The 24,288-nt window shown below is 59.5% G+C and carries 21 protein-coding genes and 2 pseudogenes; 16 read left to right on the plus strand and 7 right to left on the minus strand.

All coding sequences use genetic code 11. The annotated features are described in order from the left end of the window. Nucleotides 1-18 precede the first annotated feature (18 nt). The 9 genes and pseudogenes from KA712_00765 (at nucleotide 19) to KA712_00805 (ending at nucleotide 11,271) form a co-directional block, all read left to right on the plus strand. On the plus strand, nucleotides 19-2,715 hold the full coding sequence (locus KA712_00765; GenBank protein MCG5051468.1) for a lactate dehydrogenase: 2,697 nt from the start codon (nucleotides 19-21) through the stop codon (nucleotides 2,713-2,715). Continuing rightward, nucleotides 2,700-3,152, plus strand: coding sequence for a hypothetical protein (locus tag KA712_00770; protein ID MCG5051469.1), 453 nt, complete (start codon nucleotides 2,700-2,702; stop codon nucleotides 3,150-3,152). Before KA712_00765 ends, KA712_00770 begins: the two co-directional genes overlap by 16 nt. Then, a pseudogene (locus KA712_00775) lies at nucleotides 3,098-4,225 on the plus strand (IS3 family transposase). Before KA712_00770 ends, KA712_00775 begins: the two are co-directional and overlap by 55 nt. 194 nt (nucleotides 4,226-4,419) lie before the next feature. Continuing rightward, nucleotides 4,420-4,560, plus strand: a complete 141-nt coding sequence (locus tag KA712_00780; GenBank protein MCG5051470.1) for a hypothetical protein — start codon at nucleotides 4,420-4,422, stop codon at nucleotides 4,558-4,560. After that, a complete protein-coding gene (locus KA712_00785; GenBank protein MCG5051471.1) occupies nucleotides 4,557-6,614 on the plus strand; it encodes a DEAD/DEAH box helicase in 2,058 nt (685 codons plus the stop codon). Before KA712_00780 ends, KA712_00785 begins: the two co-directional genes overlap by 4 nt. Continuing rightward, a pseudogene (locus KA712_00790) lies at nucleotides 6,607-7,829 on the plus strand (GIY-YIG nuclease family protein). Before KA712_00785 ends, KA712_00790 begins: the two are co-directional and overlap by 8 nt. Next, nucleotides 7,826-8,806, plus strand: coding sequence for a hypothetical protein (locus KA712_00795; GenBank protein MCG5051472.1), 981 nt, complete (start codon nucleotides 7,826-7,828; stop codon nucleotides 8,804-8,806). The pseudogene KA712_00790 and the gene KA712_00795 overlap by 4 nt, the downstream one beginning before the upstream one ends. Nucleotides 8,807-8,909: 103 nt before the next feature. Next, the gene (locus KA712_00800; GenBank protein MCG5051473.1) at nucleotides 8,910-9,779 is read left to right on the plus strand and encodes a hypothetical protein; all 870 of its coding nucleotides are present in this window, start codon (nucleotides 8,910-8,912) and stop codon (nucleotides 9,777-9,779) included. Between the two features lie 253 nt (nucleotides 9,780-10,032). Continuing rightward, nucleotides 10,033-11,271, plus strand: coding sequence for an ISAzo13 family transposase (locus KA712_00805; GenBank protein MCG5051474.1), 1,239 nt, complete (start codon nucleotides 10,033-10,035; stop codon nucleotides 11,269-11,271). Nucleotides 11,272-11,509: 238 nt separating this feature from the next. Here the strand turns inward: KA712_00805 and KA712_00810 are convergent, their stop codons facing one another. The 4 genes from KA712_00810 to KA712_00825 form a co-directional block, all read right to left on the minus strand. After that, the gene (locus KA712_00810) at nucleotides 11,510-12,571 is read right to left on the minus strand and encodes an integrase core domain-containing protein (protein ID MCG5051475.1); all 1,062 of its coding nucleotides are present in this window, start codon (nucleotides 12,569-12,571) and stop codon (nucleotides 11,510-11,512) included. 104 nt (nucleotides 12,572-12,675) lie between these two features. After that, nucleotides 12,676-13,155 (minus strand): hypothetical protein, encoded by a 480-nt coding sequence (locus KA712_00815; GenBank protein MCG5051476.1) that lies wholly within the window; start codon nucleotides 13,153-13,155, stop codon nucleotides 12,676-12,678. A 93-nt stretch (nucleotides 13,156-13,248) separates the two neighbouring features. Next, complete coding sequence (locus tag KA712_00820) at nucleotides 13,249-14,565, minus strand: DUF1552 domain-containing protein (protein MCG5051477.1); 1,317 nt, start codon at nucleotides 14,563-14,565, stop codon at nucleotides 13,249-13,251. After that, nucleotides 14,562-16,094: a DUF1588 domain-containing protein gene (locus KA712_00825; protein ID MCG5051478.1), complete on the minus strand. Its 1,533-nt coding sequence runs from the start codon at nucleotides 16,092-16,094 to the stop codon at nucleotides 14,562-14,564. The genes KA712_00820 and KA712_00825 overlap by 4 nt, the downstream gene beginning before the upstream one ends. Nucleotides 16,095-17,327: 1,233 nt before the next feature. On the opposite strand from KA712_00825, the gene KA712_00830 reads away from it, so the two are divergent. From KA712_00830 to KA712_00850, 5 genes are all read left to right on the plus strand, one after another. Continuing rightward, entirely contained in the window at nucleotides 17,328-17,783 is a 456-nt protein-coding gene (locus KA712_00830) for a hypothetical protein (GenBank protein MCG5051479.1), read from the plus strand. Nucleotides 17,784-17,844: 61 nt separating this feature from the next. Then, nucleotides 17,845-19,206 (plus strand): DDE-type integrase/transposase/recombinase, encoded by a 1,362-nt coding sequence (locus KA712_00835; protein MCG5051480.1) that lies wholly within the window; start codon nucleotides 17,845-17,847, stop codon nucleotides 19,204-19,206. Next, entirely contained in the window at nucleotides 19,203-20,003 is an 801-nt protein-coding gene (locus tag KA712_00840) for an AAA family ATPase (protein MCG5051481.1), read from the plus strand. The genes KA712_00835 and KA712_00840 overlap by 4 nt, the downstream gene beginning before the upstream one ends. A gap of 2 nt (nucleotides 20,004-20,005) precedes the next feature. Continuing rightward, nucleotides 20,006-20,311 carry a hypothetical protein gene (locus KA712_00845; protein ID MCG5051482.1) on the plus strand — a complete coding sequence of 102 codons (306 nt, stop codon included), beginning with the start codon at nucleotides 20,006-20,008 and terminating at the stop codon, nucleotides 20,309-20,311. Between the two features lie 648 nt (nucleotides 20,312-20,959). Beyond that, complete coding sequence (locus KA712_00850; GenBank protein MCG5051483.1) at nucleotides 20,960-21,748, plus strand: hypothetical protein; 789 nt, start codon at nucleotides 20,960-20,962, stop codon at nucleotides 21,746-21,748. 105 nt (nucleotides 21,749-21,853) lie between these two features. Here KA712_00850 and KA712_00855 read toward each other — a convergent pair whose 3' ends face one another. The 3 genes from KA712_00855 to KA712_00865 form a co-directional block, all read right to left on the minus strand. Then, nucleotides 21,854-22,060 carry a hypothetical protein gene (locus KA712_00855; protein ID MCG5051484.1) on the minus strand — a complete coding sequence of 69 codons (207 nt, stop codon included), beginning with the start codon at nucleotides 22,058-22,060 and terminating at the stop codon, nucleotides 21,854-21,856. 642 nt (nucleotides 22,061-22,702) lie between these two features. Further along, nucleotides 22,703-23,173, minus strand: a complete 471-nt coding sequence (locus tag KA712_00860) for a hypothetical protein (GenBank protein MCG5051485.1) — start codon at nucleotides 23,171-23,173, stop codon at nucleotides 22,703-22,705. Next, a complete protein-coding gene (locus KA712_00865) occupies nucleotides 23,174-23,374 on the minus strand; it encodes a hypothetical protein (GenBank protein MCG5051486.1) in 201 nt (66 codons plus the stop codon). It lies immediately after the preceding gene. 245 nt (nucleotides 23,375-23,619) lie between these two features. Between KA712_00865 and KA712_00870 the strand changes: the two genes are divergently transcribed. Both KA712_00870 and KA712_00875 read left to right on the plus strand, forming a co-directional pair. Next, nucleotides 23,620-23,850, plus strand: coding sequence for a hypothetical protein (locus KA712_00870; GenBank protein ID MCG5051487.1), 231 nt, complete (start codon nucleotides 23,620-23,622; stop codon nucleotides 23,848-23,850). Nucleotides 23,851-23,864: 14 nt separating this feature from the next. Beyond that, nucleotides 23,865-24,260 (plus strand): PIN domain-containing protein, encoded by a 396-nt coding sequence (locus KA712_00875; protein MCG5051488.1) that lies wholly within the window; start codon nucleotides 23,865-23,867, stop codon nucleotides 24,258-24,260. Nucleotides 24,261-24,288: the final 28 nt, after the last annotated feature.

The raw sequence follows: 24,288 nt of genomic DNA on the forward strand, positions 1-24,288 counted from the left end.
GCGGGGGAGCGATAAGTCTTGAACGCCGTTGAAATTGAGCAGGCCATTACCGACCTTGCGGAGCAACCCTTTGACCCCGCTGGCTTTCCTTATGCCTTCCTTGCGGCGTTCGGCAATAAGGAAACCACGATCAAGCGTCTTCGCGCGGGCGCTTCGAACAAGTCCGACTTGGGCGGAGTGCTGCAGACAAACAACATTCACCTCCTGACCTGCGAAGTGGGGCAGGTGCCAGCGGCGCTCAAGTCGCTTAGGGAAAGCCCAGCCACCACGAAGGCGAAGGCGAAGTTCATCCTTGCCACCGATGGAACGGACCTCGAGGCTGAAGATTTGAACAGCGGCGAAACGGTGGCGTGTGCCTTTAAGGACTTTCCAGACCACTTCGGCTTCTTCCTGCCGCTGGCGGGCATCTCGACGGTTCGGCAGATCAGCGAAAACGCATTCGACATTCGGGCAACCAGCCGGCTGAATCGCCTTTATGTGGAGCTTCTGAAGGTCAACCCTGACTGGGGCAAGGCCGAGCGCCGCCACGACATGAACCACTTCATGGCGCGCTTGATCTTCTGCTTTTTCGCGGAGGATACGAACATCTTCGTTGGCAAGGGCCGGTTCACCGAAACGGTTTCGCAGATGAGTGCGAAAGACTCGTCGAACACGCACGAGGTGATTGGCACTTTGTTTTTGGCCATGAACACCAAGCGGGAGGACCATGGGGCGGCGGGGATCCCACGCTGGGCTGAAAACTTTCCGTACGTGAACGGCGGCTTGTTCTCGGGCAACATGGACGTGCCGAAGTTCAGCAAGATGGCGCGGTCTTACCTTCTGCACGTTGGGGGGTTGGATTGGACCAAGATCAACCCGGACATCTTTGGGTCGATGATCCAAGCGGTCGCAGAGGACGAAGAGCGCGGTGAGCTTGGGATGCACTACACCAGCGTGCCCAACATCTTGAAGGTGTTGAACCCGCTTTTTCTTGATGACCTTCGTGCGAAGCTCGATGAGTCGGGCAACAACCCGCGCAGCTTGCTTAACTTGCGCAGGCGTATCTCGAAGATCCGCGTGTTCGATCCGGCCTGCGGTTCGGGGAACTTTCTTGTCATTGCCTATAAGGCAATGCGCGAGATCGAGGCCGAGATCAACAAGCGACGCGGCGAGGCTGATCGCAGTTCAGAGATTCCGCTGACCAACTTTCGCGGGATCGAGCTGCGCGACTTCCCTGCGGAGATTGCGCGCTTGGCACTGGTGATCGCTGATTTTCAGTGCGACGTGACCTATCGGGGACACAAGCTGGCATTGGCCGAGTTTCTGCCGCTGAGCGATGAGAACTGGATCACGTGCGGGAATGCGCTCCGGCTTGATTGGCAAAGTATCTGCCCCCCGACGGGAACAAGCGTGAAGTTGAAGAGCGACGATTTGTTTGCAAGTCCGCTCGACCAGGCCGAAATCGACTTTGCGAACGAAGGGGGCGAGACATACATCTGTGGCAACCCGCCGTTTAAAGGCGCGCGAAAGCAAACGCCAGAACAAAAATCAGACTTGTGCGTTCTCTTTGGTGGTGGAAACGAATACAAGGACTGCGACTATGTGTGTGGCTGGTACCTCAAGGGCGCGGCGTTCATCCGTTTCATCCGCGGGGCCCTTGCCTTTGTCTCGACAAGCTCAGTCTGTGAAGGAGAGCAGGTTCAGCACGTCTGGAGTCGCGTATTTAGTCAGGGGTGCAGGATCATCTTTGCTCACCGGCCCTTTGCTTGGCGAAACAATGCCAGCAATAACGCAATGGTGACTTGTGTCATCGTCGGAATGAGCAACATAGATAGCCGCAGCCCCACTGGAATTTTTGAGAATGGCACCTTCCGCGGCTGTATTGCGATCTCTCCCTATCTAGTGCCAGGGACCGCGACATTTGTAGTCTCAGCAGATTCGCCACTTTCTCATGACCTCTCTAAGGTGGTTGCAGGCAGCATGCCAAGAGATGGCGGACATCTCATACTCAACGAACATGAACGGCAAGGGCTGATCGCACAGTATCCCGAGGCGCGTGGGATAACGAGGAGGCTTTCAGGTACCAACGAGCTTACGGGAGGGATAGTTCGCTGGTGCCTTTGGATAGACGACTCAGATTTGGAGTTGGCGATGCGCATCCCACCAGTCCGACAACGAATAGAAGATGTTCGGACTTTTCGCCTGGCATCGTCCGCAAAGACCACCCGAGGTTACGCTCGCATACCTCACAGATTTGCACAGCGGTCACACAAGAAGGGCCGAGCAACAATTGTTTCTGCCACAAGCTCTGAGAACCGCGAGTACCTCCCCGCTGACATTTGCGACGACCGGTTGGTCATATCTAACGCTGCATATGCAATATACGGTGGTCTGCTTTGCGAGCTGAGCATTCTCGTCTCGAAATTGCATCTGGCTTGGGTTGCCGCCGTCTGCGGTCGTATGAAAACAGATTTTAGGTTTTCAAAAACGCTCGGCTGGAACACCTTCCCCGTGCCCACTCTCACCGACAAAAACAAGTCCGACCTCACCCGCTGCGCCGAAGACATCCTGCTCGCGCGCGAGCAACACTTCCCGGCGACCATCGCCGATCTCTACGATCCCGACACCATGCCGGCTGACCCCCCCCGTGGCAACAATACCCGAGACGCCAGATTGACAAGAACTGAAGTACATTGTGGGGCGAGAGTGGTCAAGAAGAAGTGCCAAAACCAGTAAGCATCGACAACGAAGTGATCGCGCTGCCGGAGAACGACGGGCCGCAGCGGCGAAAGTTCAGCGCGGGGGAGAAGCTCCGGATCTTGAGAGAAGCCGACGCATGCACCGAGCGCGGTGACGTGGGGAAGCTACTGCGGAAGGAAGGCATCTACGCGTCGCAGCTTGCGAGCTGGCGGCTGCGCCTCGAGGCGGAGGGGGCCAAGGGTCTGAAAGGAAAGAAGGTCGGGCGTAAGCCGATCAGGGACGCAAAGGATCGGCGGATCTCCGAGCTGGAGAAGCGCAATGCAAAGCTGGAAGACAAGCTTCGCATCTCGGAGGCGCTGTTGGAGCTTTCGGGAAAAGCGCACGAGATTCTCGGGATAGCGCTGCCGAGGATCGAAGAAGCACAGGACAGCTCCTTGAGCTCGTCCAACAGCGCCCGCCGGAGGTCTCGATGACTGCGGCATGCGACGCAGTAGGGCTGAGCCGCGCGACAGCTTACCGACACTTGTATCCCAAAGCAGGTCCGCAGAGGAAGCGCGGGCCGCGGAAGGCGCACAGACGGATTCCCGATGAAGAGCGGCAGAACATCCTGAGCGTGTTGGATTCGGACGAGAACGTGGATCAGCCACCACGCGAGGTCTATGGGAAGCTGCTTTCAGCTGGGATTTATCTTTGCTCACTACGGACGATGTATCGCGTGCTTGCAGAGCGAGCCCCCATCAAGGACCGGCGGAATCACCGGACTCCTCAGCGCCATGCAGTGCCGCGCTTGACGGCAACCGCACCGAACCAAGTGTGGAGCTGGGATGTCTCGAAACTCGCGACTTTCGTGAGGGGAACATTCTTGAACTTGTACGTGATTCTCGACATGTACAGCCGCTACGTGGTGGCATGGATGATTTCGGAGCGGGAGAACAGCGCACTGGCGCAGCAGCTATTCCGCGAGGCGATCGGACGCTACGGTATAGAGCCCAAGACGCTTACGGTGCATCAAGACCGGGGCGCTCCGATGACCAGCCATGGGTTCGCCGAGCTGTTGGGTACGTTGGGCGTCGAGCGAACGTACTCGCGCCCGAGGGTGTCGAATGACAACGCCTTCTCTGAATCACTTTTCCACACGGTCAAGTATCAGCCCGACTACCCGGGACGCTTCAAGGACGTCCACCACGCGCGCCGTTGGGCAGGCGCATTCTTTGGTTGGTACAACGAAAAGCACCATCACGATGGCTTGGCCCTCTACACGCCGGAGCAGGTGTTCAAGGGCCAGGTCGAGGACATCCTCATGCGTCGTCAGCAAGCGCTGGACGATGCATTTGCCCGCAACCCAGAACGCTTTGTGAAGGGGCGCCCCATCGCTTTGCGTCCCCCTGTGCGCGTCGAACTCAACCCCATTGATGCTGCTCCTCAAACAGCTGACACCGTGCTTCGCCTGGATGACGAGCAGGCCGCTGTCTTCTGGACACCGCCACCTCCATCAGGACCGCCTGTCATCGTGCTACCCGGCGCCGAGGCTCCGAGCCAGCCATGAGCGGAGGTGCGGCTCTGGCTCTGTCCACATGTGCACAGCGGTCGTAGGTCCTCACATGACCAGCGACGCTGTGCGGTTGTGGGCAGATTGCCAGAGCCGTGCTGCAGCGGCGCTACACATATTTCCAAAACCTTCTGTCTCTAAATCGTTGACACGTTCCGGACCTTCGAGCAGCGCACGATCGCAACGACGAAGTGCTTGAGCGCATCTACATCGGTCGCCGCTTCAAGAACGACACCGAGCGGCTGGAAAAGCTTTTTGATCTGTACACCAAGATGACCGCCGCCGCGCCAAAAACCAACGCCAAGGGCCGCAAATCGAAAGCCACCGTATGAGCGACAAGATCAAATCGGTTCCAACCGTTTCAGTCTCCTACGTCCGCACCGGCGCATCGACGAAGGCGAACGCCCTTGGGATGAGGCTCATGCAAGAGCGCGCCTACGAAAGGCGCGGTGAACAATACCTGCTCATCAAGTCGCCGCCTGCCTCGGGCAAAAGCCGCGCCCTCATGTTCGTGGCGCTCGACAAGCTCCATAACCAAGGCGTAAAGCAAGCGATCATCGTCGTGCCCGAAAAGTCGATCGGGTCCAGCTTCAACGACGAGCCCCTATCGAAGTACGGCTTCTGGGCCGACTGGCTCGTAGAACCCAAGTGGAATCTTTGCAACGCCCCAGGCAACGACAACGGCGGCAAGGTCAAGTCGGTCGGTGCGTTTCTCGAAAGCGGCAGCAAGGTTCTTGTTTGCACCCACGCAACGTTCCGCTTCGCTGTCGATGCCTATGGTGTCGAGGCATTCGACGATCGCCTAATCGCCGTCGACGAGTTTCATCACGTTTCTGCCAACCCAGATAATAAGCTGGGCTCGCACCTTGGGGATTTCATTGCCCGTGGGCGCACGCACATTGTGGCCATGACCGGCTCCTATTTCCGCGGCGACGCCGAGGCCGTCCTGTCCCCAGCGGACGAAGCCAAATTCGATGCCGTCACCTATACCTATTACGAACAGCTCAACGGCTACGAGCACCTAAAGCAGCTCGACATCGGCTACTTCTTCTACAGTGGGCCCTACGTCGATGATCTGCTCCACGTTCTTGACCCCAGCCAGAAGACGATCATTCACATCCCCAGCGTCAATTCGCGCGAAAGCACGAAGCAAAAGATGCAAGAGGTGGAGCACATCATGGAGGCGCTCGGCGAGTGGCAGGGCGTTGACCCCGTCACTGGCTTCCAGCTTGTGAAGCGGCCCGACGGCAAAGTGCTGCGCATCGCCGACCTTGTGGATGATGACGGCGCCAAGCGCGACCGCGTGTCCGCGTCGCTTAAGGATCCTGCGCAGAAGAACAACCGGGACCATGTGGACATTATCATTGCCCTTGGCATGGCCAAGGAAGGCTTCGACTGGATCTGGTGCGAACACGCGCTTACCGTGGGCTACCGCGCGAGCTTGACCGAGATCGTGCAGATCATCGGGCGCGCCACCCGCGATGCCCCCGGCAAAACGCGCGCCAAATTCACCAACCTGATCGCCGAGCCCGATGCTTCCGAAGAAGCCGTGACCGAGGCGGTGAACGACACCCTCAAGGCCATCGCTGCCAGCCTCTTGATGGAGCAAGTTCTAGCCCCACGCTTTGAGTTCAGGCCCAAGAACGTCGACAATGGCCCGACGCCCGGCTTCGACTATGGCGAGGGCGGTTATGATCCCGAAAAGTCGAACGTCGGCGTCAACCACCAGACCGGCCAGGTGCAAATCGAGATCAAGGGTCTCGCTGAGCCCAAGAGCAAGGAGGCCGCGCGCATTTGCCAGGAGGACTTGAACGAGGTGATCGCCACCTTCATTCAAGACAAGACAAACATTGAGCGCGGCCTGTTCGATGAAGAGCTGGTGCCCGAAGAGCTCACGCAAGTTCGCATGGGCAAAATCATCAAAGACAAGTACCCCGAGCTGGACGCGGAAGATCAAGAGTCCGTACGCCAGCACGCGATTGCCGCCCTCACGTTAACCCAGCAGGCAAAGGGCCCTGTGACAACCGGCGAAAATAATGAGGCGGCCCCCAACACTGCGCTTATCGAAGGCGTCCGTCGTTTCGCGATGAACGTGCGCGAACTGGACATCGACCTCATCGACCGCATCAACCCCTTTGGAGAAGCTTACGCCATCCTCGCCAAGACGATGAGCGAGGAAAGCCTAAAGCAGGTCGCCGCCGCGATCTCGGGCAAGCGCGCGAACCTGACACCCGATGAAGCGAAAGAGCTTGCCGTGCGCGCGGTGCAGTTCAAGAGGGAGCGGGGCAGGGTGCCCGCGCTCGACGCGGCCGATGCGTGGGAACGCCGCATGGCCGAAGGCGCAGCCGCGTTTATGCGCCATCGCAAAGAGGGTCGCTATGAGTAAGCGCGACGTTGATGAACTGGCGGACGAGCTTTCCGAGTTCGATGCTCCAGAGGCCAAAGGCGGGCGGCCTCCGCGCGAGGAGCGCATCATCGCGGGTTTCGAGGAAATTCAGCGCTTTGTCGAGAAGCACGGGCACGCCCCTCGGCACGGAGAAGACCGCGACATCTTCGAGCGCCTTTACGCCGTTCGCTTGGATCGGCTGCGCTCTTTGCCGGAATGTCGTGTGCTGCTTGAGCCGCAAGACCATCAACGTCTTTTAAAAATCGCAACACGGGCGGCTGAGCCTTCGGCCAATTATGGCGTGGACGAGTTGGCGGCGGAGCTTGCGGGTCCCGACGAAGACGGCGACATCACAGTTCTTCGCCACGTGCGAACGAATGCCGAGAAGCGCGCCGCCGAGGAGATCGCAGACCGCAAGCGATGCGAGGATTTTGAGACGTTCAAGCCCCTTTTCGAGAAAGCAGAGGCCGACCTCAAGACCGGCTTGCGGCAGTCGCAGCCGATCGAGGCCGGCCGCCGCACCATCGAGGTTGGAGACTTCTTCGTTCTCGGCGGCGTCACTCTGTATGTCGCGGAACTGGGGGAGCCCTTGAAAATGACTGCCCGTGAGTTGACCGCCGCCTGCGCGTCATCTTCGCGAACGGCACCGAGAGCAACCTCTTGCTTCGCTCGCTTCAGCGCGCCTTCTACGACGACCCCGCCGCGCGACGCTTGGCCTCGCCCGAAACCGGGCAGTTGTCCTTCGGCGGTTCGTTGGAGGCGGACGACGTCGAAAGCGGCACGATCTACGTCCTGCGTTCCCTATCGGATCATCCCTACGTAGCGCAGCACCGCGGCCTGATTCACAAAATTGGCGTTACGGGCAGCAAGGTCGACGTGCGCATCGCCGATGCCGAGCACGACGCCACTTATTTGCTGGCGAAAGTTGAGGTGATCGCCACGTACAAGCTGGCAGGCATCAACCGCACGAAAATGGAAAACGTATTTCACAGGCTGTTTGCCTCGGCCCGCCTCGACATCACCATCAACGACCGTTTCGGTCACCCCGTCCAACCGCAAGAGTGGTTCCTGGTGCCCTTGTTCGTGATCGACGAGGCCGTAGAACGCATCAAGGACGGGACGATCACCAAGTACGTCTACGACCCGAAAGCCGCGCGTCTTGTGCAAGCACCGGCCACCAAACGAGCAGCCCCTGCTCCTAAAAACGCCCATTGAATGACGTTTTCGATCAACCCAGAGCCACCTTCACCATGTCAATCCTTGAAACTCTGCTCAGCACCTCGCCGTTTTCAGGGCGCGCACCTACCGGCAACGAACTAAATGCGACGGCTTCGATGGGTGCCAGTTTGGGAGTTGCCGGCCGTGTCGCGTTGATGAACGCAGTCGGAGAATTGCTTGGCATTCCGGCGGGCGGATGGGCGCGTGGCCTTTCACGCCTGATTGTGAATGGCGACGTTCGCGTGACCGGAATGCTTCGGCGGATGCTGAGTCTTGCATACTGCGCCAAGGTTTCGTTGAACCTCACTCGAGCGCGGCAATACACGGAAACTGAAACCATGCTGGCGCTAGCGACGGCCGCGAGAGAGAGTGATTCATCGATTGGGGCGTCTGGTTCACGAATGGTTGATTCCTTCAGAGAGGGCGGGCTCGATTATTTCTGGAAAGAGAAGGAGAAGCTGGGCCTTCCACGGGCCGTGACGAGCAAGTGGGAAAAAGTTCCAGAATTCGTTAATCCAGAGTCAGGCTCAGTGGTCTCTCCTGCGATGATCCCTGCGGGCGACCAGGTGTTGGCGTACGCTGCTCAGGTCAGCGCAAGCTTCATGAGGAACTTCTCGCCCGCTGTCAAAAAAGTATTCGGTCTAGATCCCGCCGGCCTCAGCTCCATAAAGCGATCGGCGTTGATGGTTTGGAAGGAATACGCGTTCCTCGCGCCTGGTGGTCGCACTTATGATCCAAAAAAGACGGTCGCGGCCCAAAGCGGCCAACCCTTCGGGTGCATTACCGCTCTAGAGTTCTTGAAGCATCAGGCGAGCGACGCGGTCGCTTCGCCGTTTCGTCAGCTTGAGCAGGTGTGCGAATTCCCCGAACTTAACAACGTCGAATGGATCCGGATAGCCAAGGCTCGTACGGCTGAGGCTTTGTTTCTAGAACGCTTGTGGGTTTCCAGTAGCGAACTTCTGAGACTCCCCTAAGGCCATGCGACCCGCTGCACTTTTGCTTCTATTGATAGGTTGTACCCATCCTGGCGCTAGGACCGAACGGAAGGTCATACCAAGTGCCGCTTTGCCCTCGAACGTGCAAGACGCTGCCGCGAAGGAGGGTGGTGCACAGACCTTTGAGATTCCCCATCCGTCTTCGCCCCCTTCGGCGAATTGGAAGACGATATTCGAGAACGAAGCGGAGGACTTCGGACTTGGTTTCCTGACGGTTTGGGGCCGCAAGTGGTTCGCTCCGGGTAAGGAAGTTATCGTCGAAGGAGAAGAAGAGGGAGGCTCCCCGGTCGTTCATCGATTTGCCCAGCGCTTCATCCAGCGCGTGTCGCAGGTTGGTGATCAACTGCTCGCCGTAGGTAGCCCGTTTTTGATCATGGCCCGTCGATCTGACCAATGGGTGGCCGAACGAACAGCAGCGCCCCGCACACGCGACGCGAAACGCCGGTTCGCAAATATTCTCTCCTACGCCGACATCATTCGGGACGCCCAAGGCCGCCTTCGAACCACGGTTAGTGGTCCCGTGTTTCTTTACGAATTGGCGCCGCGTAAGCCCCAGTGGTCGGTGGTCTCGGCAGCCGAGCATGGCTCGTTGCTGAGTACGGTGCGGGCCGGCCCCACAGGTGCACTGCTTTGCGAGCCGACGCTTTGGCGCTGGTCCACGCATGGGCACGGTTGGTACATCTGCGAAGATGGTCGAGTGTTTTCCTATATCGGGGCGAACAGCGTTGCCCTCGGCAATATCCCCGCCGAGTGCGCCCCTTATGCCACGGGTGCAAACAAGAACGAGTTTGGCTACGCGTTTATTTGTAGCGAAAACGTAATGAGCTTACGGGTGGGCGCTTCTCAATGGCGAAGCGTTACTGGCCCAGAAGACCTCAACAGTGTGGCTTTGGGGGCTCGGTGCATATTTGCAAACTCAAGAAGCCGAGTATGGAAACACTGCGACGAATGAAGATCGGCCGTGGTCAACGCATCAGCATGGTGACGATCCATGCTTAAGCCACCTTGGCTATCTGACGTGTTCAAAGACACTCGTCTCAGGTGTTGCGGCGACGTTGTCGCCACGCCAGACCCCTGACTACTTGACGCCAGCCACCCGTTGGAGGCCACGTTGGGCCTCTGCATTGCTTGGATCAAGAACTAAGGGCATGCCGCGAAATAAATAGGTTGACTTTATCTGCGAGGAGGATCTCCATTGGAGGTGCATGACCAAGGAACGATCGCGGCGTGAATCCGAGATACGGGATCGCTACGGCAAGATAAAGGGGAGTCTGACAGAGAGAGCTCGGCGGCTATTCGTGGCGAACGAGGCGATCGCTTTTGGCTACGGCGGCATTGTCGCTGCATCTCGTGCGACGGGTATGGCACCGAGCGTGGTGGGGCGCGGGATCGCCGAAGTACGGGCGATCGAAAACGGGACGGCGAGGCATTTACCGCCAACGCGAAGCCGTCGACCAGGCGCCGGGCGCAAGAAGGCAACCGAGAAGGATCCGAGATTGATTCCGGATCTGAAGAAGCTTGTAGAATCGACGACACGCGGAGATCCCGAGTCGCCGCTTCTGTGGACAGCTCGTAGCCAGCGCAATCTCGTGGAGGCGCTCAAGAAGCAGGGGCACCAAACGAGCATGAAGATGGTCTCAAGACTGCTCAAGGAGCTCGGCTACAGTCTCCAGGCGAATCGCAAGCGGCTTGAGGGCGCGCAGCATCCAGATCGAAACGCTCAGTTTGAGCACATCAACGAGACACTCCGTCGACAGCTCGAAACGAACGAGCCGGCGATCTCTGTGGACACGAAGAAACGAGAGCTTGTCGGACCGTACAAGAACGGCGGCCGCGAGCTCAGCGGGAAGGAAGATCCGGTCGATGTCAACGTGCACGACTTCGTCGACGACGAAAAGGGACGCGCCACACCGTACGGCATCTACGACCTCCAGAAGAACGAGGCGTGGGTCAGCGTTGGCGTGAGCCACGACACGGGGGAATTCGCGGTGCAGAGCATCCGCACCTGGTGGAGCGAGATGGGCGCCTCGAGGTATCCAAACGCGACCTCGCTCGTGATCACGGCGGACGGAGGTGGAAGCAACGGCTATAGGCTGCGCCTATGGAAGCTCGAGCTACAAAAGCTCGTCGACGACCTGCGCTTCCCCATCACCGTCTGTCATCTGCCTCCGGGAACGAGCAAGTGGAACAAGATCGAGCACCGCTTGTTTTCCTTCATCACCCAGAACTGGCGCGGAAAGCCTCTGGTCACCCATCAAGTCATCGTCAATCTAATCGCAGCGACGACGACGACGACCGGACTGCTCGTGAAGAGCCGAGTCGACAGTCGCACTTACGCCAAGGGTCGCCGCGTCTCGGACAAGGACCTCGCACTCGTGAATCTCGATCCCAACGTCTTCCACGGCGAGTGGAACTACACCATCCACCCGACCGTACCGACATGACGAGACGATCGACTTTTTTCGCGGCAGCCCCTAAGGCGGAGCGAAAGGCAGCCGCCGCTTCCTCGTTCTCTTCGAGTTCTAAATTGGCCAATCACCATCGGTTTCTGCAGAACGACGCTCGATCGAAAGATACGGTCTGCATCGAGTGGTGAGAATTTCGGCACGTGCGGGCACTGTGCCCGACCAAGAACAATTGAGCCATGCTGACGCTTCGTGTCCACAAAATCATCGCGGCGAGTTAAGCTGCCTCGCGGTGATAGAAATTGAGGGTGCCGTCCAACCTGGAACGGGCCTTTACGACGCCGGTGGAGCTGTTGTCGTTGGAGGCAACCGCAGTTTCGGTCAAGAGCTTGCCACCAAGGACTTGGTGATAGCGTTCGGCGTTGTAGTGGGCGACGTATTCGCGAACAAGATGTCGCAAGTGGGCTTCGCCAAACACGATGAAGTGATCGAGGCACTCATTCCGAACGGACTTGATGAAGCGCTCAGCGTGAGGGTTGCAGTTGGGGCTTTGCGCAGGAATGGCAACGCTGCTGATGCCGCTTCTGGTTAACAGCAGCTTCCACTGCTTCGTGAAAAGCGGATCTCGATCGTGCACCAAGAATTTAGCGCCGCGAAGGAAGCCATCCGTTGGATCGCAAAGGTTGCGAACGATTTGGATCATCCACGCTTCGTCAGGATTAGCGCGAACGCCAGCGACGTGAACGATGCGGGTCTTCAACTCAATGACGAAGAAGACCATGTGCCTGACGGTGCCGAAAGTGCCAAGCGTTTCGACGCTGAAGAAGTCGCAGGCGTAAAGAGTGGACCAATGGCTCTTCAGGAAAGCCGCCCACGTTTTCCTTTTGGTTCGTTCAGGCGCCGGTTCAAGGCCTTCTTCCGCGAGAATGTTGGCGACGGTGGTGCGACCGATCTCGATCTTCAACCCACGAAGCGCATCGCGGATTTTGGTATGGCCCCATCCGAGATTTTCATTGGCCAAGCGAAGGACGAGTTTCCGGATCTCATCAGCCTTTCGCGGTCTTCCCACGTTGCGCGTGCCCGAGCTGTCGTATTTGCGGGCACCGAGTTGCCGATACCATGCAAGGATGGTTTCCGGACGCACGATATGGCAACAAGCCTTGCGCTCTTTGGCCGTCAGTTCTCTGCCCTTGATGGCGAGGCGGCGCCGTTGGTCGGCAGTGAAGGCGATACGCTTTTTGCCGGTTGCCTGCTGCAGGAGTTCCATGAGGATTCTCTGCTCTTCCCGCATGTAATCCATCTTCTGCGCCAGCCGATTAGTCAGCGCCGAAGCGATCATGGCGATGATGAATTGGACGGTGGCCGGAAGCATGGGTGGCGGTCAGAATCGCGTGCCTAGGCGTTGCTTTCAAGACTGCCGAATGCCGCGAATTTATGAGAGAATCATCGCGATGGATTTGTGGACATCACGGGATTGTGCACCGACGTCCCATTCGGCCGCTTCGGCCGCGCCATCTTCCTCGCTGTATCCGCGCTGCGCGGCAACACAACTCGCGTTCCATCGAACGCGATGAATCGACGTTTCCCCCACGGGGTTTTCGGAGTCGGCATGATGGACTCGCACCGCTCGACCAGCTGGTGCAGCAACCCACGGCATGTCTCGATCGAGACCTTCTTTCTTGCTTCACTGATGGACGACAACGTCGGTACCTTCGCCCAATCGAACACCTTGCGCCCGTAGTACGCCACGATCCGCAAGCTCCGTCGATAGCTCATCTTTCGGTCCGGCATCGTCAGGACCATCAGCCACATCAAGACGCTGCGGGCGCTCCATGTCCGTGTCCGGTCGAACTTGTCCGCACAGCCACTGGTCAGTTTGAAGAACGCTCGAAAGTGATCGCCAGGTCCACGAAGCAGGCTCATGAAGGCCGGCGCTCGCAGCCTCGGTCCTTGTCAAGATGAATTGCACAATATTTTCAGATGGTTACGAGGTTTCTTAAGTGAACAGCATTGGCACTAAGCCAGCACTCCCGGGATGACAGAGGGCTTGAGATCGGAGCTTCCGAAGGACGGCATGGCAACGCCTAACGCCGCCCCTGCCGTCATGAAGACGTCCGCCATCGACCGTTTTCCCACGGGGGACTGAATGTATTTTCCCGGGGAAAGCCTGCCCCCAGGGTTACCCAATAGCAGGGCAAAGTACCGGTCTTGACCGTTGTGATGTGGTCCTCCCGTTTGGCAAAAGCTAAGAACCAGCGTGTTGTCGGCCAGCGCTTCACCGCCTAGTTCCATGAGCGATTTTTGCAGCAGCGCAATGTTGCCGTACTGGAAGTTGTAGTAGCGCAGGTGATCGGCTCGCGCGCCTTTTCCATGCCACATTTGGTGCTCGCCACAGAAGCCAGCGCCGGAATCAAGGGGCATAAATTCCAGACTGCCTTCGGAAGCCAAGAACGACACCGTGTTGGTGAGGCCACACGCCAAGGCGTTTGCGGCGATGTCCATCATTGCCTTATATACGGGGAGCTTGGCGCTCTTCATTCCTTCCGCGTAAATGTTTGCCCCAGGGGCCGAGGGACTGCTGCAGCTTGCACGCGTTTTGACCACTTCACCCAGCTGCGTTTCCAACGCCCGCACCGATGAAACATATTGATCAAGCTTCGCCTTTTCGCTGGAGGCAAGCGCCTTGTTCATACGCTCAATGTCTTTGACCAACCCATCAAAGACGCTTTTGTCCTGCAGGAGGCGTTTCTCTGCTCCGTTGTCACCTTGGCTCAGGTTCGGCGCGCCACCAAAAACGGTTTCAAAGGCCTTAACGGGGTTAACCATCGGAGGCACAACGGCCTTGGCACCATCCGCCGAAAAAGTATGCTGCGGATCGTTGTCGTCCTGCTCCATGGTGCCGAGGTTCAAAGACGTAATGGGCGCGGTTCCCTTGATTGCCTTGGCTACCAGACGGTCAAAACTCACGCCCGACGGTTGGCTTGCTTCCCCGGCTCCCGTATCGCCAACCATGGTGGTTGTGGAGTAGCCGTTGCCGTGCAGATGTTTATTAAACGGGTTGTAAAAGCTTTCGAGGAAAACAGCTTTGTTTTTGAGCGGCGCCAAAGCCGTCATGGCAGGGCCAAAGTCGAGGCCTGCTTGGTTGGTGGGCCAAAAACCTGCGGTTTCGTCATCACCAGGAGAGAAGCCGCCTCCGGTGATGTACATCAAAAGCTTTGGCGTAGGAGCAGCAAAAGCCTGGGCCAACAACTGGTTGCCAAGCGGGTGCAAAAGGTACGAACCGGCACCCAAACCTAAGCTGGCAATGAACTTGCGACGTCCAAAGGCGTTCATTTTTGCTCTCCTGTGCTAGCGGCGCGCTTCGAGAACGAGGGGTTCGCTATCATGTCGACGAACAACTTCCTTAAGTTGCCTCCACTTCTATCAACAGCAGCTTCGAGCTCACGCAGTTGGCAGCTGTCCGCACTCACGTCTTCACGGCCTAGAGTGTATCGATACGTGGCTCTGGCCAGGCACGCGCTCACCTGGGGCGACTTGGCCAGATGCACAGCCAACCCCTTGAGCCCGGTGAAGTTGCCGTCACTCCCTTTCGAGTCGACGATTTCACCACTCGCGTCGATGGGCTTACCACCCTCCTTGTCACGGAACCGTCCTACAGCATCAAACTGCTCGAAAGCGGTGCCAATGGAATCCATGAGCCGGTGGCACCCTACACAAGTGGGGTCACTCGAATGTTGAGCGAGCCGCTCCCGCAGTGTCAGATCTCCTTGGGGTGGCGGCGGCACCGCTTTGACGGATTCCGGCGGATCCGGGAGCTCCTCGCACATCAGCAGCTCGCGAACAAACCGGCCACGCTTAACAATATCGTTCTGGTTCGCGTGCGAAAGAAGACTCAGCAACGAGCCCTGCCCCAGAATGCCCGCACGGGGCTGTGAACCCACAGCCACACGGCTAAACGTAGTGTCGTTGGCCGGCTTACCTGAGAGCCCGTAGAACGAAGCCAGGCGGCCGTTGACCACCGTATAAGGTGCCGTCAGCAAGCCCTCGATCGTGCCGTCGTCCTTCCAAAGCAACTCTTTGAGGAAGGCCCGCGTCTCGCTGGCCATGTCGCTGGCAATCGCCGGAGACCAGCCTTCAAAGACATCGTCCTTGGAGACGTTCACCACACCATCAACACGAAACAACTCCTCGAACAAGTTTAGGAGTCCCTTGGCGGTCTCGGGTTTGCCCAACAGGCGTTCGGCGTGGAAGGCCAGGCGCGAAGGGTCGCTCAGGGCGCCACTATCGGCATCAGCCATCAGTTCGTCATCTGGGGGCGCGTTTGAAATGGTGAAGGCCAAGGCCGAGGCCTTTTCGTGCGGGGTCAGCTCCAAAACGCCTTGATTCGATGAGTCGCCCAACTCAGTGCGGAACAGGAACTGCGGCGCCATCAACATGCGCCGGATCAGCAAGGAAAGCGCAGTGGTAGAATCGGCGGCCTTACGGGCCTTCCAGTACGCCACCAATTCATCGCGCTCCTCAGCGGCGACAGGCCGGCGAAAGGCACGGGTCGCAAACGTAGAGACAAAGCCTCGAACACAATTATCGTCGGGCGATGAAAGGCAGCTCGCCAGCGCTGCGGGTGACGCCGAGGCCTTGTCTGCCGCCTTAGAGAGGCCTGTGTAGAGGCGTTGCACGTCGTCTAGCGAGAGTAGCTTGCGATCTGAATCGTTGGTGAATCCGTTGCCACCTCGCCCGTATCGAGGTAGGTCGAGTTCTGCTGCGCTGACGCCCGGCAAGAGCTTCTGCAGCGATGCCTCAATCTGAGAGGGTGTGAGCTGCCGGATGTTGCCTGTCGGCAGGGCGCATCCCTCCGGGGGCATCGCTGGCGAGGAGCCCCCCGTACCACCGCCCGGACCAGGTCGCCCATTGGCCCCGCTTCCCCCTTGGGGTGCTCCGTCGCTTCCACCCGAGCTGCCTGCCGGATCGACGGTGCCTGTACAGCCCGCCCAAAAAGCCACGAACGAAACCATGATGAACTTCGATTCCGCAGTCATTTATGTCCTTCCCGAGGGGAAAGCCCCATGTCGAGAGATTCAACCAATTGCAAACCTTGTACCAGTAAGCTCGTAGGCTCAAAACCGTTCAACACGGGGAGGATTCGTTAAGGTAGGTGGGCCGGCCGTTGGCCCCTAACAACACTATGATGGCTACAGCCAACAGGCGGGCGGCGTCACTTGCCCTTCGGACTTGGCGGTGGCCCGACCCCCGTGGGCAGTTCTTGAGTCTTGCGTATTGCGAAGCGATCAACCTTTGCGTTTGACTCACGCCGTTGCAGCGTGAACGTCTTCACTCCCGCGCTCGCCACTTGGACTTCACCCAGGAGGCCCCAGTTGAAGGAAGTTCCTAAAGGCGCATCCACAGACAAAACGGAACTACCGCCGTCGAAGCGGAAGAACACAGAATCAGAGCCCGGCAGTAAGGCTAAGGACGCAAGGCGGCTTACGTTAGTTGACAGAACATATTTTATCGGGCGTTTTTTGACGCGAGTGGACTTGGTGCTTGAACTTCCTATACGCATGATGAAGGGGCAACATTGGGTCTTTGCGACGGGCTAACGTGTTTGGCGTTAACCCGCAAAGCTAGTTAACGGTCAAGACACCATTGTCGCTCGCATCAGGCTGACATGTCTAGGTTCAAAGTGACCTTCGCGCTTTGTCGGCGTTCAATGCTGTTAGGTCTCACGTAAATCCGTAAACCCCCAGGAAGGATTTCCCGCACTGGGTCCCTGGTGGTTTTCGTGATGAGGGGGCGGAAAGCGGGACAAGGGTGAGGTGGCTTTTTGCGGGAAACGGGGATCTGGGTGAGGCTACCGGCCGGCAGGCATAACGCCCGCCCTTGGGACCCCAGAAAAAGGTTGGGCCCGCCACGGAGGCAACCGTGCGAGCCCTTGGCCGGTCGTGCAGTTGCGCCAAGCGACAGTACTGACCAGCGAGCAATACGTTAAGCAGGAAGGCTGGCAACAGGCAAGGCTCGAGCGGTGTCCGGCGCACGGATCTGGTAGCAAATGTGGCTTTCGCAGCCTCGGGACCTACGCCCGGGTGGAGCCAGCTGGGATGCGGGTGGCCCGGTACTACTGCCCGACGGCACATCGGACCTTCAGCCTGTTGCCCGACTGCTTGGCGTCTCGGCTCAGTGGCTCCCTGGAGGAGGTCGAGGCCGTGGTGACCGCGGTGGAGGCCGCGCCGTCGATAGAGGCAGCCGCCGATCGGCTGCGGCCAGACATCGAACTGCCCGGGGCGGTGCGATGGGTGCGCCGCCGCTACAGCGCCACCCGGGCGGCCCTGCTGGTGCTGGTGACCTCGACGCCCGCGCTGCTCGGCAACTGCGAGCCCACGCTCGCTGAGGTCCGCCAGCGTCTGGGCACTCCGGTACTGCGGCACGTACGAGCCGAATCCGAGAAGCAGCTTGGCGCCTTGCCCGCGCCAGTCGGATTCGGCCCCCGCAGTCGAGCCGCCAGCAGACTGTGGACACCTCGCGAACACGAAACGGGGCCAGACCCGCCGCCCTAACGCCTGTAGTGGTCGAGGCATAGGCGCTCACCGCCAAAACCACGGGCGCCGAGGAGAAAACATGGACACCCAAGCCGACGACAACGAGCGACGCAAGGCCGTCGCGCTCTTTCGCTATGGTGTGATTGCCGACCTATTGCACTGGCCCAAAGGCAAGCGAGGCCTGGGCGAGCAAATCGCAAAGAAGGCGGACCGCACCTACGACATCCCCGGCTCACGCAGGAGCCGTATCGCTGCCGAAACCATCAGAGACTGGCTCAAGGCCTATCGCCACGGCGGCTTCGATGCCCTGATGCCCAAGGCGCGCAGTGACGAGGGGCAGGCACGCAAGATCCCACAGTCCATCGTGGACCTTCTGTGCATGGTCAAGGAAGACAGGCCCGCACTGTCTGTGCGCATGGTCATCGATGCCGTGCGAGCCTCGGGCGAGGTACCACAGGACCTGGAGCTGGCGCCAGCCACGGTGCATCGGGTGCTCTCTCGTGCAGGCTTGATGGCTCGCAAGCCCGAGACGCCAACGAGCAACGACCGCCGTCGCTTCGCCTTCGCGAAGGCGGGGGAGATGTGGATGAGCGACGTGATGCACGGACCGTCCGTGCTGATCGGAGGCAAGCGCCGCCAAAAGACGTATCTCATCTCATTCATGGACGACGCCACCCGAGTCGTCCCGTACGCTGCCTTCGCGCTCGGCGAAAACGTCTCTTGTTTCATGCCCGTCTTCGAGCAAGCGCTGCGACGGCGTGGACTTCCCCTGCGGCTTTACGTCGACAACGGGGCAGCATATCGGTCGCATCATCTGTCCCTCGTCTGTGCCAGGCTGGGCGTGACTCTCATCCATGCACGCCCCTACCAGCCCCAGGGCAAGGGCAAGCAGGAGCGCTGGCACCGCGAGGTGCGCCGGCAATGCCTTGGCACCCTCGCCGAAGGAGACACTGCGAGCCTCGAAGCCCTCAACCGCAAGCTCTGGACCTGGGTCGAGGGGGAGTACCACCAGGCCCCTCACAGAGGCCTTGATGGCGAGACCCCGCTCGAGCGCTGGGCTCGCGCTTGCGACGAGGTGCGGCTGCCGGACATCGGCGCAGACTTCAGTGCGCTCTTTCTCTTCGAGGAAAAGCGCAAGGTACACAAAGACAGGACCGTCAGCTTGCGGGGCGTCGTCTATGAGGTGGACGCTTCGCTCGTCGGCGAAACCGTCTCTTTGCGCTTCGACCCGAGCCGGGTCGGCAAGCCCGTCGAGCTCTGGGTCAAGGGGCGCAAAGTCGGCCTGGCCAAACCCGTCGATGCGTATGCCAACTGCTTCGTCAAACGCGACAACGAGGTGCGCTCCGTCCTGCGTGCCGACCGCGTTGCACCGAATCCGCCAGAAGGACTTCGCCTGCGCGACTTCGACGTCGTCGAGCACCACGACCAAGGAGAGCGATGATGTACCGCAAGCACTTCGGCCTGAACCGCCATCCCTTCGGCAAGGAGGTCGAGCCTGATGACCTCTTTGTCTCATCTGCAAGTCAGGAGCTGTCGGTCCGCCTCAATCACCTCATCGAGATGAGGGGCATCGGCCTCGTCACGGGCGACAGCGGCAGCGGGAAGACCACTGCCTGTCGCAAGGTAGTCTCGGGACTGCACACGGGGCTACACAAGGTGGTCTACGTCGCCCACTCGACCGGCAACGTCATGGACGTCTACAAAGCCATCGCCTGGGAAATGGGCCTGCCCACCGAGCGCAACCGTGCCGCCGTGTATCGGCAGATCCGAACCGAGGTCACACGCCTGACCACCGAGGCACGGTGTCGCCCCATCCTCATCGTCGATGAGGCCCATCATCTCAGGCCTGACGTGCTCGAAGACCTCAGGCTCCTGACCAACTACCAAATGGACGCAGAGAATCGGCTTTGCCTGCTGCTGGTGGGACAATCTGAGCTGCGTCGTCGACTGGGCATGGCTGTCTACGAGGCGCTCAGCCAGCGCATCGTCATGCGCTATCACTTCGCAGGTCTTTCCCGTGAGGAGCTGTCCGGATACTTTGCTCACCGGCTTCGCCTCGCGGGGACCGAGCTGCCGCTCTTTGATCCCGCAGCCCTCGAGGCAACCTTCCAGGCCACAGGAGGTCTGCCACGAAAAGTGAACCTCCTTGCTCACCACGCCCTCATGGCCGCAGCTCTCGCACGGGCCAAATCCGTGACTGTCGAGCACGTCCAGGCAGCTTTGCCGGAGGTCGGGTGACCATGGGCACTACGATTCCATTGGAGGCTGGTCCCATCATCCAGCCCGGGCTCGACGAGCTTTGTGTCGCGCCCGCGATCGGCGTCCTTGCCGCCCTGGACGCCACGCTCGCAGCTGCTGCCCAACAGCTACACGCAGCGCATCCAGACCTAACCCTGGGCGGGCTGGCCTTTGGTGAGCCGCTCTCACCGCAAGCGCGCTCGGCGTACCTCCTTCTCTTTCGCTGTGTCGACTTGCGCACCGCGATCAGGGAATACAGGCACGTGGCCATCGACAACGCCTGCGACCAGCTCGACCTGCCCTTCTGAACCCCGAGAAGAATCCCCAAATCAGCCCCGGCTTCGCCTCAACCGCGCCGGGGCTTCTCCATTTGTGCCCTTATCCAACCCGGCACGCACCCACCCTCCAATCTGAGAAATCAACCCCCTGTCAGGGTGATCTTCGCTGAGAAACTCGAGGTGAGATAGCGTGAGAGACAACAGGCCTCCGCATTGCCGACACTGTCGCTCTCGAATCTCCAGTCGCCCTCGGCGAGGTCGAGGAACTGGACAGCGCCATCACCTTCCCGCATCATCGACACACCTGTGTGGGGAGTGTGCGGTGCCCTGGTTGGCGCTGCCCACGAAAGGCTCGGAGCGCCAACTCCGGGCCTTTCGTCATTCAACCTCTCGTCGGGCCAGCTTCATCCAGACCGGCCCGTTGCGCCAATTTCGGGGTGGGCTCCTGGGTACCGGTGATTCCGGCGAAAGTGGTACCCCTCCGCGCCGGTGGCGACACCCTCTCACGTTTCCCTTCGTAGCTTTGAACGGCTCCTGGCGCGGCGCCTGGGATACAGCTTTCAAGTTGGTGTTCGCCCCAGCGCTTGGCTTCTGGACGGGCTATGCCGCCACCCTTTTCGCCTACGGGCGGCTTTCGAGAAGGAGACGTCGAAGTTCGACGGCCACGTAAAGCTAACAATGGAGGCGCTGCGATTGGTGGCTTTGAACTGCCCGGCACCTGAGAGCTGCCGTTCGCCGGTTCTCGTGCGGTCAATCGCTCGCATCTGGCTAGGACACAACGAGAAGTCCACCAGCTTCGAAAACTACAGCGCCGCGGTGGTGAATTACCTAGGGTACATGTTGACACCGGACGCTGTTTTCCAGGTGACACTGCCCGATGCAGTGGCCTTCGTCGATCTCGACGAAATGTGGACCCATGACGATCCCAAAGGGCAGAAGTATCACTTCATGAAGGCTAAGGGTGAGAGCGACGCGGATGGGTACGAAAATGCCTGCCGTTTTGTCTACCACCACGCAAATCAATGGGTGCTGTCGGCTCAGCAAGAGATGCGGCTGGTGGCGCAACTGCGATTGAACGCACGAGGCTCATCACGGGCCTTGCCCAAAGTTGAAGTGATCGCATCGCAGGTTCGCGAGTTGGCGTTGGCTCTTCACAGCCTTCAAGATTCGTTTTCGCCGGGCCACACGCGGCGGGCGTACGGCACCGACGCGCCCGGCGTGTGCCGGCCCGGATACACCGACTTTGCCGCGCCAGTGCGGCAACTTTACGTCTATGCCGAGCAGAATCACGATGCACACGCGTCGCATGACTATTGGTCGGGCAGCACAAAATCTCCTGAAGGCCGAGTGGCCATTGGAGCATCTGCGGCCTTGATAGGCATCGGGATTCTTTCGATCGCGTCGGCGTCTAAGGGGCTGCAAGGGTGGGAGGCATTCAAGCGGCAATGGCTCTCGGCTCGTTTTTGACCCGCCTGCGCCAAAAGCGCTTGATGACCTTACACCCCTACCGGCAGCACCGTAGCCAGCGAATTCATCGCCGCAAACGTAGCCCTTGTGGTAGCGGCCAGCGAGTCAATGGCGATTGGCGGTGTCCCACCCCGCCGCTCGGCTGACCTCGAGCTTGCCTCCGGCATGGTCGAGGGTGCCGTCCGCAACCTCGTCGGGCTGCGCTTCGACCAGGGTGGCATGCGCTGGATTGCTGACCGTGCAGAGCCCCTGCTGTAGCTCCGCTGCATCGAACTCAACGGTCAGTGGGATGACTTCATCTCCTGGGTCCACAGCAACCTCGCCAAACGTGAGCCCTCCTCGCCGCTGCGCCTTCGCTCACGCAAGCCGCCCCCATTCCTGTCGTGCTTCCACTGCACCTCGCAGTCGCATACGCCACGCAGGCCAAGTCCTGGATATCATGACCAATCGGAGGATCTGCACCCATTCCGATTCCGGCCAGGACGCCCCGCCAGAGTCTACTAGCCCCTTCGCCTCTCGCCCAGCAGGCGCTCCGTAACGGGCTTACGCTTCGACAGAACAACAGCCGCAGAGCAACGGCGTGCCATCGACGATCGGCTTCAACGGAATGTGCAGGCCCCCCACGGAATTTACCTGGCGCCCACGTTCACGGAGCTGCACCACGACGAGATCGTATTCGTGCCTCGGCGTTAACGGTAAAGTGCCGACGCGCCAACCGCGCGGTTTTGTCCCCCCGGCAGATGCGGCTGCGACGAACCTTGCTCTGGCGAGGCACTCAGCGGGCCGACCAACGGTGGCAGCGAGCAGCTGTGCAAGCAGCGGGTCGCCTTTCCAAGATGAGCCAATCTGCGAAAAGCGCTGCTCAGTTGAGCTCCGGCTCCCGCTTTGTACAAGTCTTCCGACAAAGGGCCTGCAGCTTCGGCAGGTGCGTCGGCCGCGAACAACCGCACCAAATCATCTGGAAATGCGAGAACGAAGCGCCTCTACATCCAGAAGATCCTTGGGTCTAGCGGAAGCCAACTTGTTGTTGATGAGTTCAGCGCGGCCAATAAACGGCAGGGACATTCCTTGTACGTCTGCAACCAGGCGCCCTGCCCACACGCTCTCATAGCTTAACCCCGAGACGCTGGTGAGCAGATCGATTCTTCGAGGTGGAAGCCCCATTTGGTAAACGGTGCCCGGCTTTGCGAAATCCTCTTGAGCTACACCATGGGCTTCGATGGGAGCGCCAAAGTCACTCAGGGCGGCCAATACCGCCTGGGCGTTTTCTGGTGTTGGATCGACGAGAATGTCGAGGTCGCCGGTGGCCCTTGGAAGGCCATGTGCAGCTAGTGCATGCGCGCCGACCACAACGAAGTGCGCGCGCCTTGCGATCAACGCCTCAAGGAAATCTACAAAGTCCTCGTTGAGTTCAGGTGCCTTCACTCAAAGCTCGCTTGCGACGCTCGTCGGCGCATTTGCTCGAATGAGCCGCCCGGGCATCTCGCTGCGTGAATAATCCGGGTAGGGCATGCCCGACATCGCCCACGCATCTTGGGTCAAGCGCCAGACCATCGCCACAAGCTCGCCGGGAGGCCCATGCACCAAGTCGGTGCTCTCGTCCTGCGCCAGGGTTGTTTTCCGCACGGGCCACAATCGGCGCGACGCGGTACGCTCGGCCTTCGTTGTCATTTCGTTATTTTAACATGGCCAAGCCGCCAGCCGCTGAACAGCGGGCGATCTTCCCGGCAGCAAGGCTGAGGGCGCGAGGCGGCCTACGCTTCTTCCGTTGCCGCTACGCGTCAGCGGCTCTTGCAAGTCTAGAAGTCGTATCCCCCTATATCCAGGTTGCTCGGCTTGCTCCTGGAGGCGTGTACACGTATCCTGTGTCCATGAACGTTACTGTGGCCCTGGACGACGATTTGGTTGCCCGCGCACGCGACATTGCTCGGCAGCAAGGCACCACATTGAACGACATGATTCGGAAGCATCTGGAAAGTGTGGCCGGAGAGGTCTCGGGTACCGAGGTTGCAGAGCAGCTGAAGTTGCTGTGGGCATCGGCACCAGGGCATTCGGGAGGCCGAAAGATTGCCCGCGAAGAAGCCTACGAGGGACGCCTTTGAAGGATCGGATCTTCTTGGACACAAATATTCTCGTCTACGCCGACGACGCCGACGCGGGCGTGAAGCAACAGACATCCCAGCAACTGGTTGCCGGTGCGATGTCAGCCGGCAACGGCGTTGTCTCGACTCAGGTCTTGCAGGAATACTTTGCCGTTGCCACGCGCAAGCTGAAGATTGGAGCCGAGGTTGCGCAGCGTAAACTTGAACTCTTGGCTCATTTCACGGTCGTTGCGGTCGACGTGCCCCACATCGTTGACGCGATCAAGATCCACCGCCTTTACAACGTGAGCTTCTGGGATGCACTGGTTGTACAGGCAGCCCGACGTGCCGGGTGCGCCGTCCTGTTGAGCGAGGACATGCAACACGGGCAAAAGATCGAGGGCATCACCATCCATAATCCGTTTGTGTGATCCGCTGCGTCTGCACCAACGAGCGGTG

The organism is Myxococcales bacterium, assembly GCA_022184915.1.
In the GTDB taxonomy this organism is placed as follows: domain Bacteria; phylum Myxococcota_A; class Polyangia; order Fen-1088; family Fen-1088; genus JAGTJU01.

Coding starts and splice junctions, on each gene's coding strand:
- KA712_00785 (MCG5051471.1), top strand. CDS start 4,557: ATGAGCGACAAGATCAAATCGGTTCCAACCGTTTCAGTCTCCTACGTC.
- KA712_00805 (MCG5051474.1), top strand. CDS start 10,033: ATGACCAAGGAACGATCGCGGCGTGAATCCGAGATACGGGATCGCTAC.
- KA712_00810 (MCG5051475.1), bottom strand. CDS start 12,571: ATGATCGCTTCGGCGCTGACTAATCGGCTGGCGCAGAAGATGGATTAC.
- KA712_00815 (MCG5051476.1), bottom strand. CDS start 13,155: ATGAGCCTGCTTCGTGGACCTGGCGATCACTTTCGAGCGTTCTTCAAA.
- KA712_00820 (MCG5051477.1), bottom strand. CDS start 14,565: ATGAACGCCTTTGGACGTCGCAAGTTCATTGCCAGCTTAGGTTTGGGT.
- KA712_00825 (MCG5051478.1), bottom strand. CDS start 16,094: ATGCCCCCGGAGGGATGCGCCCTGCCGACAGGCAACATCCGGCAGCTC.
- KA712_00830 (MCG5051479.1), top strand. CDS start 17,328: ATGCGGGTGGCCCGGTACTACTGCCCGACGGCACATCGGACCTTCAGC.
- KA712_00835 (MCG5051480.1), top strand. CDS start 17,845: ATGGACACCCAAGCCGACGACAACGAGCGACGCAAGGCCGTCGCGCTC.
- KA712_00840 (MCG5051481.1), top strand. CDS start 19,203: ATGATGTACCGCAAGCACTTCGGCCTGAACCGCCATCCCTTCGGCAAG.
- KA712_00845 (MCG5051482.1), top strand. CDS start 20,006: ATGGGCACTACGATTCCATTGGAGGCTGGTCCCATCATCCAGCCCGGG.
- KA712_00850 (MCG5051483.1), top strand. CDS start 20,960: ATGGAGGCGCTGCGATTGGTGGCTTTGAACTGCCCGGCACCTGAGAGC.
- KA712_00870 (MCG5051487.1), top strand. CDS start 23,620: ATGAACGTTACTGTGGCCCTGGACGACGATTTGGTTGCCCGCGCACGC.